At 45.7% G+C, this 17,854-nt stretch carries 17 protein-coding genes; 12 read left to right on the top strand and 5 right to left on the bottom strand.

What is annotated here, in order from left to right; genetic code table 11:
* The first annotated feature begins 99 nt into the window (after nt 1-99).
* Both DW694_RS03765 and tpiA read left to right on the top strand, forming a co-directional pair.
* Nucleotides 100-1,296 (top strand): phosphoglycerate kinase, encoded by a 1,197-nt coding sequence (locus DW694_RS03765; protein ID WP_015527000.1) that lies wholly within the window; start codon nt 100-102, stop codon nt 1,294-1,296.
* A gap of 44 nt (nt 1,297-1,340) precedes the next feature.
* Nucleotides 1,341-2,090, top strand: a complete 750-nt coding sequence (gene tpiA, locus DW694_RS03760) for a triose-phosphate isomerase (protein ID WP_015527001.1) — start codon at nt 1,341-1,343, stop codon at nt 2,088-2,090.
* Nucleotides 2,091-2,205: 115 nt separating this feature from the next.
* On the opposite strand, the gene DW694_RS03755 is transcribed toward tpiA, so the two are convergent.
* Nucleotides 2,206-2,484, bottom strand: a complete 279-nt coding sequence (locus DW694_RS03755) for a helix-turn-helix transcriptional regulator (RefSeq protein ID WP_015527002.1) — start codon at nt 2,482-2,484, stop codon at nt 2,206-2,208.
* Between the two features lie 101 nt (nt 2,485-2,585).
* On the opposite strand from DW694_RS03755, the gene DW694_RS03750 reads away from it, so the two are divergent.
* The 7 genes from DW694_RS03750 (at nt 2,586) to DW694_RS03720 (ending at nt 10,965) form a co-directional block, all read left to right on the top strand.
* Nucleotides 2,586-2,807: a hypothetical protein gene (locus DW694_RS03750; RefSeq protein ID WP_118752577.1), complete on the top strand. Its 222-nt coding sequence runs from the start codon at nt 2,586-2,588 to the stop codon at nt 2,805-2,807.
* Nucleotides 2,808-2,990: 183 nt separating this feature from the next.
* Complete coding sequence (locus DW694_RS03745) at nt 2,991-4,109, top strand: Mbeg1-like protein (RefSeq protein WP_118752576.1); 1,119 nt, start codon at nt 2,991-2,993, stop codon at nt 4,107-4,109.
* A 53-nt stretch (nt 4,110-4,162) separates the two neighbouring features.
* The gene (locus tag DW694_RS03740) at nt 4,163-5,458 is read left to right on the top strand and encodes a homoserine dehydrogenase (protein ID WP_021652282.1); all 1,296 of its coding nucleotides are present in this window, start codon (nt 4,163-4,165) and stop codon (nt 5,456-5,458) included.
* Between the two features lie 211 nt (nt 5,459-5,669).
* On the top strand, nt 5,670-7,211 hold the full coding sequence (gene gpmI, locus DW694_RS03735; protein ID WP_059085365.1) for a 2,3-bisphosphoglycerate-independent phosphoglycerate mutase: 1,542 nt from the start codon (nt 5,670-5,672) through the stop codon (nt 7,209-7,211).
* Nucleotides 7,212-7,468: 257 nt separating this feature from the next.
* Nucleotides 7,469-8,821, top strand: coding sequence for an MATE family efflux transporter (locus DW694_RS03730; RefSeq protein ID WP_114002019.1), 1,353 nt, complete (start codon nt 7,469-7,471; stop codon nt 8,819-8,821).
* A gap of 127 nt (nt 8,822-8,948) precedes the next feature.
* Complete coding sequence (locus tag DW694_RS03725; protein WP_286186811.1) at nt 8,949-10,583, top strand: L,D-transpeptidase family protein; 1,635 nt, start codon at nt 8,949-8,951, stop codon at nt 10,581-10,583.
* 82 nt (nt 10,584-10,665) lie between these two features.
* The gene (locus DW694_RS03720) at nt 10,666-10,965 is read left to right on the top strand and encodes a DUF3784 domain-containing protein (protein ID WP_015527011.1); all 300 of its coding nucleotides are present in this window, start codon (nt 10,666-10,668) and stop codon (nt 10,963-10,965) included.
* Nucleotides 10,966-11,071: 106 nt separating this feature from the next.
* On the opposite strand, the gene DW694_RS03715 is transcribed toward DW694_RS03720, so the two are convergent.
* Together DW694_RS03715 and DW694_RS03710 are read right to left on the bottom strand one after the other, a co-directional pair.
* Nucleotides 11,072-12,436: an MATE family efflux transporter gene (locus DW694_RS03715; protein ID WP_022426436.1), complete on the bottom strand. Its 1,365-nt coding sequence runs from the start codon at nt 12,434-12,436 to the stop codon at nt 11,072-11,074.
* Entirely contained in the window at nt 12,433-13,053 is a 621-nt protein-coding gene (locus DW694_RS03710; protein WP_118752575.1) for an HAD family hydrolase, read from the bottom strand. Before DW694_RS03710 ends, DW694_RS03715 begins: the two co-directional genes overlap by 4 nt.
* 303 nt (nt 13,054-13,356) lie before the next feature.
* On the opposite strand from DW694_RS03710, the gene sfsA reads away from it, so the two are divergent.
* The 3 genes from sfsA to DW694_RS03695 are packed head-to-tail and all read left to right on the top strand — an operon-like array spanning nt 13,357 to nt 16,118.
* On the top strand, nt 13,357-14,037 hold the full coding sequence (gene sfsA / locus DW694_RS17135; protein WP_015527014.1) for a DNA/RNA nuclease SfsA: 681 nt from the start codon (nt 13,357-13,359) through the stop codon (nt 14,035-14,037).
* 12 nt (nt 14,038-14,049) lie between these two features.
* Nucleotides 14,050-15,105 carry an A/G-specific adenine glycosylase gene (gene mutY, locus DW694_RS17130; protein ID WP_059085368.1) on the top strand — a complete coding sequence of 352 codons (1,056 nt, stop codon included), beginning with the start codon at nt 14,050-14,052 and terminating at the stop codon, nt 15,103-15,105.
* Nucleotides 15,102-16,118 carry a glycosyltransferase gene (locus DW694_RS03695; RefSeq protein WP_118752574.1) on the top strand — a complete coding sequence of 339 codons (1,017 nt, stop codon included), beginning with the start codon at nt 15,102-15,104 and terminating at the stop codon, nt 16,116-16,118. The genes mutY and DW694_RS03695 overlap by 4 nt, the downstream gene beginning before the upstream one ends.
* A 24-nt stretch (nt 16,119-16,142) precedes the next feature.
* Here the strand turns inward: DW694_RS03695 and DW694_RS03690 are convergent, their stop codons facing one another.
* Together DW694_RS03690 and DW694_RS03685 are read right to left on the bottom strand one after the other, a co-directional pair.
* Nucleotides 16,143-16,832: a phosphatase PAP2 family protein gene (locus tag DW694_RS03690; RefSeq protein WP_021652290.1), complete on the bottom strand. Its 690-nt coding sequence runs from the start codon at nt 16,830-16,832 to the stop codon at nt 16,143-16,145.
* Nucleotides 16,833-16,905: 73 nt separating this feature from the next.
* Nucleotides 16,906-17,838 (bottom strand): diacylglycerol kinase family protein, encoded by a 933-nt coding sequence (locus DW694_RS03685; RefSeq protein ID WP_118752573.1) that lies wholly within the window; start codon nt 17,836-17,838, stop codon nt 16,906-16,908.
* Between the last annotated feature and the right edge of the window lie 16 nt (nt 17,839-17,854).

Genomic DNA, 17,854 nt, shown 5'->3' with positions numbered 1-17,854 from the left:
AAAAATGTCTGAGGAAATGACTGTTAACAGAGCGGACAACAATACCGCTCGCCCTTATTCATCTGCTTTTGCAGAAATAAAAGTTAAGGAGATATAGAGATGCTGAACAAAAAAAGTGTTGACGATATCAATGTAAAAGGACAGAAAGTACTTGTAAGATGCGACTTCAATGTTCCGCTTCAGGATGGAAAGATCACAGATGAGAACCGTCTTGTAGCTGCTCTTCCTACAATCAAGAAACTGATCGCAGACGGCGGAAAGGTTATCCTTTGCTCCCACCTTGGAAAACCGAAGGGAGAGCCGAAACCGGAGCTTTCTCTTGCACCTGTAGCAGTTCGTCTTTCTGAGCTTCTTGGCCAGGAAGTAAAATTTGCAGCAGATCCTGAGGTAGTAGGACCGAACGCAAAAGCTGCTGTAGCAGAGATGAAAGATGGCGATGTAGTTCTTCTTGAGAACACACGTTATCGTGCAGAAGAGACAAAGAACGAAGACAAGTTCAGCGAAGATCTTGCTTCCCTCTGTGATGTATTTGTAAATGATGCATTCGGAACTGCTCACAGAGCTCACTGCTCTAACGTAGGTGTTACCAAATATGTAAAAACAGCAGTTGTAGGATATCTGATGCAGAAAGAGATCGATTTCCTTGGAAACGCTGTAAACAATCCGGAGAGACCATTCGTAGCAATTCTTGGCGGTGCTAAGGTTTCCAGCAAGATCTCTGTAATCAACAACCTTCTTGACAAGGTAGATACACTGATCATCGGTGGTGGTATGTCCTATACGTTCTCCAAGGCTATGGGCGGACATATCGGAACATCCCTCTGCGAGGATGATTACCTTCAGTATGCTCTTGACATGATGAAGAAAGCAGAGGAGAAGGGCGTGAAGCTTCTTCTTCCTGTAGATAACAGAATCGGTGATAACTTCTCCAACGACTGCAACATCCAGGTTGTAAAACGTGGTGAGATTCCGGACGGATGGGAAGGAATGGATATCGGACCGGAGACTGAGAAGCTTTTTGCAGACGCTGTAAAAGATGCCAAGACTGTTGTATGGAACGGACCGATGGGATGCTTCGAGATGCCGAACTTCGCTCATGGTACAGAAGCAGTTGCCAAAGCTCTTGCTGAGACAGATGCAACAACGATCATCGGTGGCGGTGATTCTGCAGCAGCTGTAAATATCCTCGGATATGGCGACAAGATGACACACATCTCCACAGGCGGCGGTGCTTCTCTTGAGTTCCTTGAGGGAAAAGAGCTTCCGGGTGTAGCAGCAGCTAACGATAAAGACTGATAAAAAATAAAGTGTTCCAAGAACACAAAAAAGGAGATAAAACCATGGCAAGAAAGAAAATCATTGCTGGAAACTGGAAAATGAACATGACACCAAGCGAGGCTGTAAAGCTGGTTGAGACTTTAAAACCGCTTGTTGTTAACGACGAAGTTGATGTAGTATTCTGCGTACCGGCTATCGACATCATTCCTGTTGTTGAGGCAGCTAAAGGAACAAACATCCAGGTTGGTGCTGAGAACATGTACTTCGAGGAGAAAGGTGCTTATACAGGCGAGATCGCTCCTGCTATGCTCGTAGACGCAGGCGTTAAGTACGTAGTACTTGGACATTCCGAGAGAAGAGAATACTTCGGTGAGACAAACGAAGACGTTAACAAAAAAATGCTTAAAGCTTTCGAGCATGGTATCACACCGATCATGTGCTGCGGTGAGACACTTACTCAGAGAGAGCAGGGCGTGACAATGGACTTCATCCGTCAGCAGGTTAAGGTTGGATTCCAGGGTGTTACAGCTGATCAGGCTAAGACAGCAGTTATCGCTTACGAGCCGATCTGGGCTATCGGAACAGGTAAGACAGCTACAACAGAGCAGGCTCAGGAGGTTTGCGCTGATATCCGTAAATGCATCGCTGAGATCTATGATGACGCTACAGCAGCAGAGATCCGTATCCAGTACGGCGGATCTGTAAACGCTGCAACAGCTCCTGACTTATTCGCTCAGGCTGACATCGACGGCGGTCTTGTAGGTGGCGCTTCCCTGAAACCAGATTTCGGAAAGATCGTAAACTACAAATAAGATTCACTTAAAAAGGGGCTTCGGCCCCTTTTTTTATATCTTTTTATAAAAAAACCAGAAAAACTCTCCCTGACACGGATAGCACAGCCAACAAAAAAGCTGCATCTGATCACAGTCAGAGAGAGTTTTTCTTATCTTCAGAGTAAGGATTGTTTTTCTCTGAAGCTTTTTCTGTATGTTCGTTCCTTTCGTCAGGCTCGGGAACATGTTCCACAATGTCCTCGATCTCGCAGTGGAGAATGGAACACAGCCTGTCTATGGTATAAATTTCAACATTTTTATTTTTTCGAAGTCTGTCCAGAAGTGAACGGGTGATCTGGTAATGTTCATAAAGATCATACTGAGTGATCCCACGCTCCTTCATCGTGACCCAAAATCTGTCATATTTTATCATATATATATCCTGTCCGATTCATCCTTGAATTAATCTTATTATGAAGGTAAAATTGGAATCACAACAGTGTCCTTATATCGACACTACAGAAAGGAGAAGCAATGAGGAAGTTTTTTAAAATCTTAATTTCAGTGGTGATCACACTGTATTTTTCAGCTACCATGTTCTACTGCTTTGTGGCAGGAACACCGGATGACGGAAAAGGGGCAGTGATCTATATGATGTCAGCAGCAGGCCTGTCGATACTGTTTCCGACTTTTACCTGCGGCTGCATTCATTACATCCTTTATCTCAGAAAAAAAATGGATGAAAGGAGCAAATGATCAGGATTTATGGTATGATAACAATAAATATCTGGCAGGGTATGTCGTTTCAGAAAATGGTTATCTGATAACGGCAGAAACGCATCAGATGGCTGTGCTGTGATGCAGCCGTTACGTATTATAATAGAAAGAAAGCCTGCAGCTGTGCGTAAGACGCTTATATGATCATTTGCGGAGGATTTTATGGGGAATATTCTGGATTATCTTGACTGGAGAGGAGATCTTACCTTTGAGCAGTCACCCTTTAATGAAGTTGACAATCTGATACTGGCGTGTTTTTCCTATCTTGATCTGGATGAGATGGCAGAAGTAAAAAACGGAAATACTCTTTCTGTAGAAGAACTCTTTGCGGCTTTTTCCAGACAGGAAATGAAGAAGGATCTGAAAGCAGAAAGTGCATTTCTGCAGAATACACCGGTGCTCCTTGAAAAAATGGCCTGTGCGGAGAGATTCCGGAAATGTACAGTAGGGGGCTTTGTCAATGAAATCATTTCCAGTCAGGCTCAGCAGTTTGCGGCAGTGACTATAGGACTGGATGATGGAACCACATATATTTCATTTCGTGGAACCGATGATACCATTGTGGGATGGAAGGAGGATTTTAACTTAAGCAACGGAGTTGTTCCTTCGCACAGAAAAGCGTTGGAATATCTGGAAACGCATGGAACTTATATACAGTCCATGCTGCGGATCGGCGGTCATTCCAAAGGAGGAAATCTGGCTATGTATGCAGCGATGCAGTGCAGTGACATCCTGCAGGAAAAGCTTCTTTCTGTCTATGATAATGATGGCCCGGGTTTTCCAGAAGGATTTTTCAGTCCCGGAAGAGTGGAAAGCGTTTTGCCAAAAGTCACCCGTATCATTCCCGAGGCATCTGTGATCGGTATGCTGCTCAGCCATCAGAAAGATCCGCGGATCGTAGCCAGTACACAGAAGGGAATCCTGCAGCATGATGCTTTTACCTGGGAGGTAATGGGGTCATCCTTTATAGAGAAAGAAAGTTTGACAAGAAGAGCTGCGGCGTCAGATCGAAGTCTTCATAAATGGATCGACCATATGGATGAAAAACAGAGAGAGCATCTCATCGGGGAACTCTTTTCTGTGTTGGAAGCAACCGGAGCAGATACCATTTCCCAAATCCAGGAAGGTGGTCTGAAAAGTCTGGCTGCCATGGTGCGCCAGCTGGATAAACTGGATCCACAGTCAAAAGCTATGGTGCAGGAACTGATCACCGGACTTTTTGGCAGCTGGCTGGAATTGCTTCCTCTGCCGGAACTTGACAAAAAGCGTTTTCTGCCATAACATAGGAGTTACTCTGATAAAAATTGGAAAAAACGGAAAGGGGACATCAGAAAATGAACGAAAAAGTCGTAAATGCGGCCCTTCTTGGTCTCGGAACAGTAGGAACCGGTGTATATAAAGTGATCAAAAGCCAGGAGCAGGAAATGACAGCCAAGCTTGGATGCCAGGTAAAGATCACAAAGATCCTGGTGCGTAACCTTGAGAAAGCGTCCGGGAAGGTAGACGATCCTTCTGTTCTTACAACAGACTGGGCAGATATTGAGGGAGATCCTTCCATTGATATTGTGATCGAGCTGATCGGCGGGATCGAGCCGGCACGTACTTATATCCTTGCAGCACTGAAAGCCGGCAAGAACGTTGTAACTGCAAACAAGGATCTGATCGCAGTCCACGGAAAAGAGATCCTGGAAACTGCCAGGGCAGCGCAGAAGGATTTTCTGTTTGAGGCAGCAGTTGCCGGAGGAATCCCGATCATCAGCCCGTTGAAGAACAGTCTTGAGGCCAACCATGTAACGGAAGTTATGGGAATCGTAAACGGAACTACGAACTTTATCCTTACCAAGATGTCCCAGGAGGGAATGGAATTTTCAGATGCTCTTGCTCTTGCTACAGAACTTGGATATGCAGAGGCAGATCCTACTGCAGATATCGAGGGAATTGATGCTGGAAGAAAGGTTGCCATCCTTGCATCAGTTGCCTTTAATTCCAGAGTTACCCTTGATAATGTTCATATAGAAGGAATCACAAAGATCACGGCAAAGGATATCCGTTACGCAAAAGAAATGGGCTGCGAGATCAAGCTTCTGGGTGTTGCACGCTGTCAGGAGGACGGCGTTGAGGCCTATGTCTGCCCGATGCTGATCCCGGCAGAGCATCCCCTTGCATCCGTCAATGATTCTTATAATGCGGTTTTTGTACACGGAGATGCAGTAGGAGATACCATGTTCTACGGACGTGGAGCAGGTGAGCTTCCTACAGCAAGTGCGGTTGCCGGTGATGTATTTGAGGTAGTCCGTAATATGAAGGCAGATTGCTGCGGAAGAGTAGGCTGCACCTGCTATAAGACACTTCCGGTAAAAAATATGGCAGATACCCATAACCGTTATTTCCTCCGCCTGCAGGTAGAGGACCGCTGCGGTGTGCTGGCTGAAATCCTGGAGCATTTTGCAAAATATCAGGCAAGCGTGGCACAGATCATGCAGAAAGAAAGCAAGAGACCGGATACCGCAGAGGTTGTTGTGATCACCAAACTTGTAAGCGAGGGCGCTTTCTTTAAGGTTAAGGAAGAACTGGAAAACAGCGCATCTGTAAGAAAGATTTCTTCTATGATCCGTGTATACCAGAAATAATATCTTTCGCGTAAATTTACAGATCAGCCGTATCAGTTGTCGGGAAATTGAAAACAGACAAATTTTTGTCAAAGAAAACGTTGCAAAATTTCTGGATTTTGGTACTATATAAAATGGAAAACAAAAGAATCCTGAATGGTACAGAGGGTTTCAGAATCAGTGAAGAGCTGTGCCGGACAGATTTTCGATCAAAGATAAGAAGGGGAAAATTATGAGCAAAAAACCAACAGTTTTAATGATCCTTGATGGATACGGACTCAATGACAGACATGACGGAAATGCTGTATATGAGGCAAAAACACCGGTTATGGACGGACTCATGAAAGATTATCCGTTTGTAAAAGGCAATGCCAGCGGTCTTGCGGTAGGTCTTCCGGACGGACAGATGGGTAACTCCGAGGTTGGTCATATGAACATGGGCGCAGGCCGTATCGTATACCAGGAGCTTACAAGGATCACAAAAGAGATCCAGGACGGCGATTTCTTCAAGAATGAGGCACTTCTTACTGCTATGAAGAATGCAAAAGACAACGATTCCGCGATCCATTTTATGGGACTTCTTTCTGACGGTGGAGTACACAGCCACAATACACATCTCTACGGACTTCTTGAGATGGCAAAGAGAGAGGGACTCAAGAAAGTTTACGTACACTGCTTCCTGGATGGACGTGACACACCGCCTGCATCCGGTAAAGAGTTTGTAGAGCAGCTGGAAGCTAAAATGAAAGAGATCGGCGTTGGTGAGATCGGTGTGATCTCCGGACGTTATTATGCAATGGATCGTGATAACCGCTGGGATCGTGTTGAGCTTGCATATAAAGCTCTTACACAGGGCGAAGGCGTAAAGGGAACAGATGCTGCAGCAGCAGTTCAGGCTTCCTATGATGATGACAAGACAGATGAATTTGTGCTTCCGACTGTTATCGAGAAGGACGGCAAACCGGTTGCAACTATTTCTGATAAGGATTCCGTTGTATTCTTCAACTTCCGTCCGGACCGTGCAAGAGAGATCACAAGAGCTTTCTGTGATGACGATTTTAAGGGCTTTGAGAGAGCAAAGAGACTGGATACCACATTCGTATGCTTCACAGAGTATGATGATACCATCCAGAATAAGCTGGTAGCATTCCACAAGGTTCTTCTTCACAATACCTTTGGTGAGTACCTTGCAGCTCACGATATGACACAGGCACGTATCGCCGAGACAGAGAAATATGCACATGTTACATTCTTCTTCAACGGTGGTGTTGAGGAGCCAAACAAAGGAGAGGACAGAATCCTTGTAAAATCCCCGAAGGTTCCGACCTACGATATGCAGCCGGAGATGAGTGCACCGGAGGTTTGTGAAAAGCTTGTAGAGGCGATCAAATCTGACAAATATGATGTGATCATCATCAACTTTGCGAACCCGGATATGGTTGGCCATACAGGTGTTGAGGCAGCTGCGATCAAGGCTGTTGAGACTGTTGATGCGTGTGTTGGTAAGGCTGTAGAGGCAATCAAAGAGGTTGACGGACAGCTCTTTATCTGCGCTGACCATGGTAACGCAGAGCAGCTTGTAAATTATGAAACAGGTGAGCCGTGGACAGCTCATACAACTAATCCGGTACCGTTTATCCTTGTAAACGCAGATCCGAAATACACACTTCGTGAGAACGGATGTCTTGCAGATATCGTTCCGACTCTGATCCAGCTTATGGGTATGGAGCAGCCGAAGGAAATGACAGGAGAGTCTCTTCTTGTTGAGAAATAAATAAGCTTCACGGAATCCCGGCAGATTTTTACGGATCTGCCGGGATTTTTTCATCCGATTGTTTCTGTTTCCACACATGAAAAAATTTTTCAAAATCATCTTGTAAAATCATTCCATTTCAACTATAATCCCTCTGATACATAAAAACAGGTAACTTTTGAGCAACTGTAAAGTTACAGAAAGAATAATAAAAAGAATAACAAAAAGTAGCACAAAGGTTAGGAACGATCAAATTAAATGGGGGGAAAAAAGATTTCATGAAAACAGACATGACACAGGGAAAACCGATAAAAGTGCTCCTGGGATTTACGATCCCGGTATTTATTGGTAATGTATTTCAGCAGTTCTACAATATGGTAGATGCGGTGGTTGTAGGAAAATTTGTAGGAACAAAGGCACTGGCGGCAGTTGGCTCAACAGGAACTATCATCTTTTTGATCATAGGCTTTCTTCTGGGACTTACTGCCGGTTTTACCGTACTGACTGCACAGAAGTACGGTGCGGGAAAAATGGATGAGATGCGTCAGACCGTGGGAAATGCTCTGATCCTGACAGCGCTGATCTCGGCAGTGATGACAGCAGTCAGCATGACAGGTATGCATGCACTTCTGAAATTTATGCATACGCCGGATGATATTTTCAAGGATGCATATGCTTACGTTATGATCATCTGCGGAGGGATTTTTGCCCAGGCATTATATAATATCCTGGCCAGTATCCTCCGTGCACTGGGAAACAGTAAGGTACCACTGTATTTTCTGATCTTATCTGCAATGCTGAATATTGTGCTTGACCTTGTATTTATCATCGTGTTTAAGCTGGGAGCGCCTGGAGCAGCCTGGGCTACCATTATTTCCCAGGGAGTTTCAGGAGTCTTATGTCTGGTATATATCTGGAAGTTTGTGCCGGAGCTCCGTATGAAAAAAGAAGACTGGTATTTCAGATGTAACCTCGCAGCCAAGCAGATCGGTGTGGGAATCCCAATGGGACTGCAGTATTCCATTACGGCGATCGGAACCATGATGGTACAGTCAGCCTTAAATATGCTTGGCTCTTATGCGGTGGCGGCGTTTACAGCAGGAAGTAAGATCGAGCAGATCTTCACCCAGGCATATGTGGCACAGGGAACTGCCAGCGCTACCTACAATGCACAGAATATCGGAGCCGGAAAGCTTGAGAGAGTGCGGGAAGGCTTCCGGGCTTCGCATTTTATAGGAATTGTATATTCTGTTGTTGTTGGTAGTTTTCTGTTCTTTGCGGGAAAATATTTCGCATATCTGTTTATCTCAGATAACATTAAAGAAGTGCTTCCTATGGTAGCAATCTATGTAAAATGTGTGGCACTGTTTTTTATTCCTCTGTATTTTGTCAATGTACTGCGAAACGGTATCCAGGGAATGGGATATGGTCTTCTTCCTATGATGGCCGGTGTGGCTGAGCTTGCAGGAAGAGGGATCACCGCTACCATTGCAGCCGGAAAAAGTAGCTATATCGGTACCTGTCTTGCAAGTCCGGTGGCCTGGATCTTTGCGTCAGTGCTCCTTTGGGTAATGTACGTCTATGTTATGAAAGATATGGCGCGGAAGCTGTACGGTACAAATAAGTTATAAAAAAACCGTGAAATGAGATGCAATTTCCGGAAAGTATGATATAATGAAAAAGCTGGTGAGTAAGACCAGAAAGTATCAATGGAAAGATGCCTTTTTTGAAGGCACATGAACATAGAGGTGAATAAATATGAGCAACGATGAAAAGAGGGATATCGAGGACAGGATCAATGATGCCATGGCAAAAATCGTCAGTGATACTGCAGGAGAGCCTAAGCCTGAAAATAAAAATAACAGATCAGCTGCTCACAAGTCGGCAAGACCTTCGAAATCAGCAAGGCCAAGGAAGATCACCTACGTACCTATCGATGAATCTGAATTTGAACCTATCGTTATACCCGAAAAGAAAAAGCATAAGGCACTGAAGGTGACCGGAATGATCGCCGCCATGGTTTTGGTAGTGGCAGGCTGTGCATATGCAGGAGTATCTTATTATTACACCAGTCATTTCTTTGAGGGCACAACGATTAACGGGATCGACAGCTCCAACAGGACTGCATATGAGGTTGAGCAGGAGATCGCAAAAAAAATGGAAGGCTATTCCATCCAGGTAAAGGCCAGAGATCAGGAACCGCAGACTATAGAAGGAACGGATATCAGTTATCGTTATATATCCAGTGGTGAAGTTCTGAAGCTTTTGAAAGCGCAGAAGCCCTATGAATGGGTGAGAGGATTTTTTGAAAAGACGACTTACACAGCCAGTGAGCAGACAGCTTTTGACAAGTCAAAGCTGGAGTCAGAAGTGAAAGCACTGAACTGTGCCCAGAAAGAGAATCAGGTAGCACCGGAGAATGCGTACGTAAGCTTTAATGATTCCGAGTTTACGATCGTGCCGGAGACAGTGGGAAGTGAACTGAAGGTAAAAGAAGCCTATCAGATGATCAGTGATGCTATCAGCAGCGATGACGGGGAAGTAGATCTTGGCAGTAACCCGGATGCTTATGTGAAAGCAGATGTGACCAGCGACAGTGCAGATCTGCAGGCAACGGTGGATGCATATAATAACTTTGCGAGGGCAAGCATCACCTACACATTTGGAGATGAGACAGTAACACTTGATGGAAGCACCATCAAGAACTGGCTGCAGTTTGACGAAAAGGGCCAGCTGATCCAGGATGATGCATCCTTCAAACAGCATATCGTGGATTATGTGGCACAGCTTGCAGCGGATCATGATACAGTAGGTACAGAGCGACAGTTCCAGACAACAAGCGGAAGAACTGTTTCGGTTTCCGGTTCTGCATATGGCTGGAAGATCGATCAGGACGGAGAGGTGGCACAGCTTACCCAGGAGATCCAGTCCGGAGCTCAGACGACCAGAGAGCCGGTTTATTCCATGAGAGCCAATTCCTATGGTGTGAATGATCTGGGAAATACCTACATTGAAGTGGACCTTACAGAACAGTATATGTGGTATTATCAGGATGGAAATGTGATCTTTGAATCAGATATCGTATCCGGACTTGCAAGTGATCCGAAGAGAAAAACACCTCCTGGAATCTTCACCTTGTACTATAAGAAGAGCCCGGATGTGTTACGTGGCACCAAGAAACCAGACGGAACCTATTCCTATGAACAGCCGGTAACCTACTGGATGCCGTTTAACGGAGGCATTGGATTCCATGATGCAGACTGGCAGCCGTATTTTGGAGACGATCGGTATCTAACCGGAGGTTCCCACGGCTGTATCAATATGCCGCCGGATAAAGCGGGAGAGCTTTACAACATTATCCAGTATAATGTTCCGATCGTCTGTTTCTATTGATCGGATCAGTAGTCAAAAAACAAACAGGAGCCAGCCGGTGATCCGGTGTGTGGCTCCTGTTCTTTAGCAGGAGGAAAACATTATGTTTGATCAGTCATTCAGCTTTATACTTACAATCGCAGCACTGGTAGTAGGATTTATGCTTTTTACCGGACACGGTTCCTTTTTTATGAAAGGCGGAAACACACAGGCCAGAGCCCAGAAGTATGATGAGAAAAAAATGGAAAAGGTTTCAGGAATCTGTCTGATACTTATCGGAGTGGCTACAGGAGTTGACGCATTCACCACAAGTGTAGCAGCAAAGATTGCCTATGTAGTAATTCTGTTTGTGATACTTGCGGTATTTCTGTTTGTACTCAGAACAAAATGTATCAAAAAATGATCAGAAGTATCAGAACCATCCTTTAGGTAAAAAAGCAGAACTCCCCGTGAAACGGTAACCTGTCTGATCAGGCTCCGGTATCCGCGGGGAGTTTTTCTGTCTGTATTTAGTTTAATTTCGTTCGGCTGGTCTGCCGGAATGTCAGAGTAAAGATGATTCCCTTTACGATAGAAGTAAGGGAAAGTGCCCACCAGATACCATTGAGTCCCATTCCCGCATGAGTCAGCAGCATGGCAAGCGGGATTCTGGCCCCTGTCAGGATAATACTGATGATACTGCAGAGCTTGGTCATACCAAGGCCGGACAGTGCACCGATGGTCATCAGCTCAATGGCCATGAAAGCCTCACAGAAGCCGATGATGATCAGGTAATTTACAGAAATCCCAAGGGATTCCGGATCATGGAAAAACAGTCCGGAGATCGGGCGTGGGAGCAGCACAAAGGCTGCAGTTATGATAAGGCCCCAGATTGTCAGGATACCAAAGGAAATACGGTAGCCCTGGCGGATGCGGTCGTATTTTTTTGCACCGAAATTCTGTGCGGTAAAAGCATTTAAGGCAGAGGCAAAGCCGTCCGCGGTGTTCCAGGAAACGGATTCAATCTGTCCGCCCACACGCTGGACAGCAATGGCAGCAGCACCGAAGGCGGAAACCATTCTGGTCAGTACCATGGAGATCATACAGTAGAGCATGCTCTGGATAGCGGTTGGAAAACCAATGCGGAAGATATTTTTATAAAATTTTCTCGGAAAACGTGAAAAAAGATGAAGTTCACGAAGTACATTTGTTTCCAGCCCGGAAGTAAAGATCCGGAAAACCAGCACTGCAAAAACCAGAAACTGTGCAGTTACTGTGGCAATGGCAGCACCTGCCGTTTCAAGCCGTGGAAAAGGTCCAATGCCAAGGATTAGGAGCGGATCCAGGAGCATATTTCCCACAAGTCCAAGAAAATTGGCCATCAGTGGAGACCTGGAATCTCCCTGGGCTGTAAAAAGTCCGGTGAGAGTCAGGTTCAGGAAGGAAAAAATGATCAGTCCGCAGGTGATCAGCATATAAGATCTGGCAGAAGAATATGCTTCCGGGTCTGTCAGATTAAAAAATCCGATCAGAGGATCAAGAAATATAATACTTGCTGCAGCAAATAAGAGCCCGAAGAGAATGGTCATCTGCAGGGCACTGGCCGCGTAGGAACGTGCCTCTTTATAATCCTTCCGGCCGCAGGACTGTGCGGTGTTTACCTGTCCGCCCATTCTCGGAAGGGCTACAAGTCCCTGGGAAAGCCACACATACATGCCGCCCACACCGACACCGGCAACTGCCTTGGAGCCCAGAAGTCCGATCCAGGCCATATCTGTGATATTATAGGCAGTTCCAAGAAGGGAAGATGCCATGATAGGAAGAGCAAGCTCTGAAAGCGTTTTCAGGATCGGACCGGAAGTAAGGTCTATGGATTTTGATTTTTTCATACTCATCTGCATATCTCCGTAAGGTCAAAAGGCCTGGTGATCCGGTAATCCGGTTTATCCACCTGACCGAAACCGTATTCAGCAAAGATAAAAGGAACTCCTGCTTTCTGGCAGGCATTAAAGTCTCCTATAGTATCACCGATATAAACCGGATCGGAAAGATTATTATCCTCGCGGATCTTCATGATATTTTCCGCTTTGGCCATGCCGGTGTCACCTGGACAGAGATGGCCCTTGAAATAGTGTCCGAAGCCTGTGGATTTCAGGAACACTTCAATATATCCGACCTGGCAGTTACTGACGATAAAAAGAGGAAAACGGCTGGAAAGAATCTTCAGTGTTTCCTCAAGATCCGGATACAGCGGAGCACATTTGCGAAGCAGTGCCTCGTGCTCTGCCTGGCAGCAGCCGTCGATGATACGAAGCTGTTCTGCTTCCGGAAGCTCAGGGAAAAGAGCCTTTGCGATATCCGGCAGCAGCTGGCCGAAAAGCCCCATCAGTCGTTTGGCGCTTACGTCGGTATCCATGTGCTCCGTATGGATAAGGTAATCACTCCAGGCCTCAGCTACGATTCCGGTGGAATCCCAGAGCGTACCGTCAACATCAAAAATAATACTGTCCATCAGAAAAACCTCCCCAAAAAACTATGATATGTAAAAAAAGCAACCCTTTGTACTGGACATAGTACAAAACAAGTTACTGTTCACTCCGTTCTCAGCAATACGCTTCACGATGCACAGAATTTATGCTAATCGAATAAATTCGCGCGGTATGTCTCGGGTTTTCTGTGGCCTTCGCTCACAAAAAACACCTCGCAGAATATTACCAGTGAACAGTTATCAAAACAATTCTATATGAGAAAAGAAAAAAAAGCAACTGCGCTTTTGAAGATTTTATGTTATAGTAAGGGTTACGAGGGAAAAACTATGAATTATAAGAATACGATCAGAGGTATATTCAAAGACAGGCCTAACCGTTTTATCGCTCATGTGCAGATCGGGGATCAGCTGGAAACGGTCCATGTGAAGAATACAGGCAGATGCCGGGAACTTCTTGTTCCGGAAGCAGAAGTGATCCTGGAAAAGAGTGATAATCCTGCCAGGAAAACGAAATACGATCTGATCAGTGTGAACAAGGAGGGCCGCTGGATCAATATGGATTCCCAGGCCCCAAATAAAGCAGCAGAAGAGTGGGTGGCGGCCGGAAATCTTTTTCCGGAGAAAGTGACTGTCAGGAGAGAAAAGACATACGGAAATTCCCGTTTTGACCTGTATGTGGAATCCGGGAAGCGAAAGGCTTTTATCGAGGTAAAAGGCGTCACTCTGGAAGAAAATAATATCGTGCGCTTTCCGGACGCACCTACAGAACGGGGGATCAAGCATCTCTGTGAGCTGATGCATGCAGCAACTGACGGCTATGAGGCGTATCTTCTTCTGGTGATCCAGATGAAGGGTGTAAGGTATTTTGAACCAAATCGGGAGACACATCCGGAATTTGGAGAAACACTTAAGGCGGCAGCAGATGCCGGTGTTCACATTCTGGCCTATGACTGTGCTGTCACGGAAGATTCCATGAAGATCTGTGATCCGATACCGGTAAGATTATAGAAAGGAAACGATATGCCTGAAAACATTGCAGAACCCCTTCTGAAATGGTACGATAAAAACAAAAGGATCCTGCCCTGGAGAGATAAAGACAATGCCTATTATACCTGGGTATCTGAGATCATGCTCCAGCAGACCCGAGTGGAAGCTGTGAAACCTTATTTTCAGCGCTTTATCCAGGAACTTCCGGATGTAGCAGCCCTTGCGGCGGCACCGGAAGAGAGGATCATCAAGCTGTGGGAAGGCCTTGGCTATTACAGCCGTGTCCGCAACATGCAGAAAGCGGCTGTTCAGGTCATGGAAGAATATGGAGGCAGGATTCCTGAGGATTTTGAGACACTTCTCTCGTTAAAAGGAATAGGAAGATATACGGCAGGTGCCATTGCGTCCATTGCCTACGGAAAGAAAGTCCCTGCAGTAGATGGAAATGTGCTGCGGGTATACGCAAGACTCACCGAAAACCGTGGAGATATCATGAAACAGTCTGTACGGAAATCGGTGGAAAATGATCTTACAGAGCAGATGTCTGAGGACAGACCAGGGGATTTCAACCAGGCTATGATGGAGCTGGGAGCTGTAGTCTGTGTTCCAAACGGAGCAGCAAAGTGCGAAGAATGCCCGCTGGGGCATTTTTGCCTTGCCAGAAAGCATGGAACTGTAGAAGAACTTCCCGTAAAAGCACCGAAGAAAGCCCGCACCATAGAACAGCGAACGGTCCTTGTGATCCAGGACGGAGCAGGTACAGCGATCCGTAAACGTCCGGATACAGGACTTCTGGCAGGTCTTTATGAGCTTCCAAATGTGGAAGGACATCTGACGGAGAAGGCGGCACTTGCCCGGGTAAAAGCCATGGGGCTGGAACCACTGCGGATCGAAGCACTGCCGGATGCGAAGCACATTTTTTCCCATATTGAATGGAGGATGTGTGCTTATCGTATCGCTGTATCCTCTCTGGAAGAAGCACCGCAGGGGGAGTTCCTGTTTGTGGATAAGAGAGAATCCGATAAAAAATATGCAATACCATCTGCGTTTCGCGCATACACCAGATATATGAAGGAGGAAAACTCATGAAACTTTTGAGCGTAGCAATACCATGCTATAATTCAGAGGCTTATATGTCAAAATGCATCAATTCCCTGCTGATCGGAGGAGAGGAAGTGGAGATCATCATTGTAGATGATGGCTCCAGTGACCGTACTGCCGAGATCGCAGATGATTATGCCGAGAAATATCCAACTATCGTAAAAGCCATACATCAGGAAAATGGCGGCCATGGACAGGCAGTCAACACAGGAATCAAAAACGCAACAGGACTTTATTTCAAGGTTGTGGACAGTGATGACTGGGTAAATCAGGACGCCTACTATGAGGTCCTGAAAACACTTTATGAACTGACACGTGGGGCTGAGACCGTGGATCTTCTCATCAGTAATTTCGTTTATGAGAAGCAGGGAGCTACCCGCAAAAAGGTCATGCAGTACAGACACTGTTTTCCGACAAACCAGATTTTCGGATGGGATGAGGTACGCCACATGAAAAAAGGCCAGTATCTCCTTATGCATTCCATGATATACCGTACAAAACTTCTCCATGACTGTGGAATGGAGCTTCCGAAGCATACGTTCTACGTAGATAACCTGTTTGCGTTTGAGCCGCTTCCCTATGTAAAAAATCTCTATTATCTGGATGTAAATTTCTATCGATATTTTATTGGAAGAGATGATCAGTCTGTCAATGAGAAAGTGATGATCAAGCGTATCGATCAGCAGATCCGTGTAAACAAACTGATGGTGGACGCCTATCTGAAGGCTAATGTGAGCAACCGCAGACTTCGTGCTTATATGTTCAGCTATCTGGATATCATCACAACCGTTTCTTCGATCATGCTGGTAAGAGCTGCAACGCAGGAATGCCTGGATAAAAAACAGGAGCTGCAGGATTACATCAAAGACCAGAATATGGGACTGTACCGGAAGCTTCGGAGAAGTCTCTTCGGAAGGGTGTCCAATCTTCCCGGAAGAGGTGGAAGAAAGATGTTTGTGGCAGCCTATAAGATCTGTCAGAAGTTTTATGGATTTAATTAAAAAAAGCCCCCAACGGGGCTTTTTTTATAAATTCTGTTCCGGCTTCTTCTTGCGCATATGAGATAGGGAGCGCTGTTCCTCGTAATCCTCCACTCTCTGTGGATAGAACAGGAGATGTCCGAACAGTGCCAGTGTGGTACCAAGACATACATCGATCACGGAGTGCTGCTTGATAAACATGGTGGACAGGATGATCAGAACAGAAAGGATCAGGGCTCCTCGCTGAAGCCATTTCCTGTCTTTCAGTGCCTGGCAGTGATGAATGGCAAAATAAACAGCCAGGGAATTAAATACATGGATACTTGGCAGGATGTTGGTGGGAGTATCTGTCCGATAGAGCTCGGCCACCAGTCGTGTAAAGATGTTGCTTCTGGGGAATACCGCAGGGCGGAGATACTGAACGTTCGGATAGATGTAGGAAACAACAAGGAAAACCGTCATTCCCATCATCAGGTTGAAGATCAGCTGGAAATATTCCTTTTTATTCTTATTGCGAAACAGGAAATACACAACCGTTATTACCACATATGGAAACCATAAAAGGTACGGAATAATAAAAATCTCGCAGAACGGGATCATATCATCAAAAACAGTATGTACAACATGGTAGGCTCGTACAGGCCGCTGCTCCAGATATCCAAACAGGATAAGATAGGCAACGAAATAGATTGCTATGATAAAACCGTGCCTGTATTTTTTTATTTTACTCAACATTTTGCCGCTCCTTTTCTTGAGGTATGGCTGATGTCAGCCTTAAGCTTCTTTTTTGTTAAGTATCTACCTGCTACTATAACACAGGCATTATGATTTTTAAAGGTTTCTTTTCAATGGTCACAGAAAATTCACGCTGGATTCCGCCGGATTCTCCGTCTTTATGCACAGGAAGGGAATGGTCACTTGTAATATGTACGTTCCTGCACTGTAAAATATGTACACCGCGAATGCGGGTATGTTTTCCCCAGAGAGCGCTCGGCAGGCAGAACAGCATTTTCAGCTTGGAGATTCCTTCAATAACGATCACATCCAGTAAACCATCCTCCGGACTGGCGTTTGGACAGAATTTAAAGCCTCCGCCTTCATATTTCTGGTTCATTACAGCCGCAAACCAAGTCCTGCTGAAGGTTTGTGGCTTGTTCCCGTCAAGTGTTATCGTGACCGGGGACGGAGTAAGGAAGAGAAATTGCTTCAGTGCCACCATAAGGTAGATGAGTTTACCCATATGGAGACGGTTGAGAAATTTTTTGCCAGGTGTGATCAGGACTTCCTGACAGATTGCCGCATCGTAGCCCATTCCTGCACTGATGCCGAAACGGTAGGAATGGCTGCCAAGGTGGAGAACAGGAACATCCATGAAAATGGTCCGTCTGTTTTCAAGGATAGAGCGAAGCGCTTCAAAAGGATCAAAGGGCAGGCCCATACTGCGGCAGAAATCGTTGCCGGACCCGACCGGGATAAATCCGAAAACAACCGAAGACAGATCAATGATCCCGGTAAGTACTTCGTAAATAGTGCCGTCACCGCCTACTGTTACCAGAGTTACCGGATCCTCCGGTGTTCCGGCGGCACTGATCCTCTGTGCCAGTACTGTGGCGTGTCCCACATATTCTGTGAGAAAATACTGATATGAGATCCCCTGACTTTCCATGATGCTGCGAAGCCGGTTCCAGACATTACGTCCCTCACCGGATCTTGAATTGGGATTCACAATAAAAGAATACATAATAAAAAACCTCCAA

Origin of the sequence: Ruminococcus sp. AM26-12LB (assembly GCF_003480785.1) — a bacterium.
Classification (GTDB): domain Bacteria; phylum Bacillota; class Clostridia; order Lachnospirales; family Lachnospiraceae; genus Blautia_A; species Blautia_A fusiformis.
The sequence above is the reverse complement of the archived record's forward strand: the minus strand, read 5'-3'. Positions and strand labels throughout refer to the sequence as shown.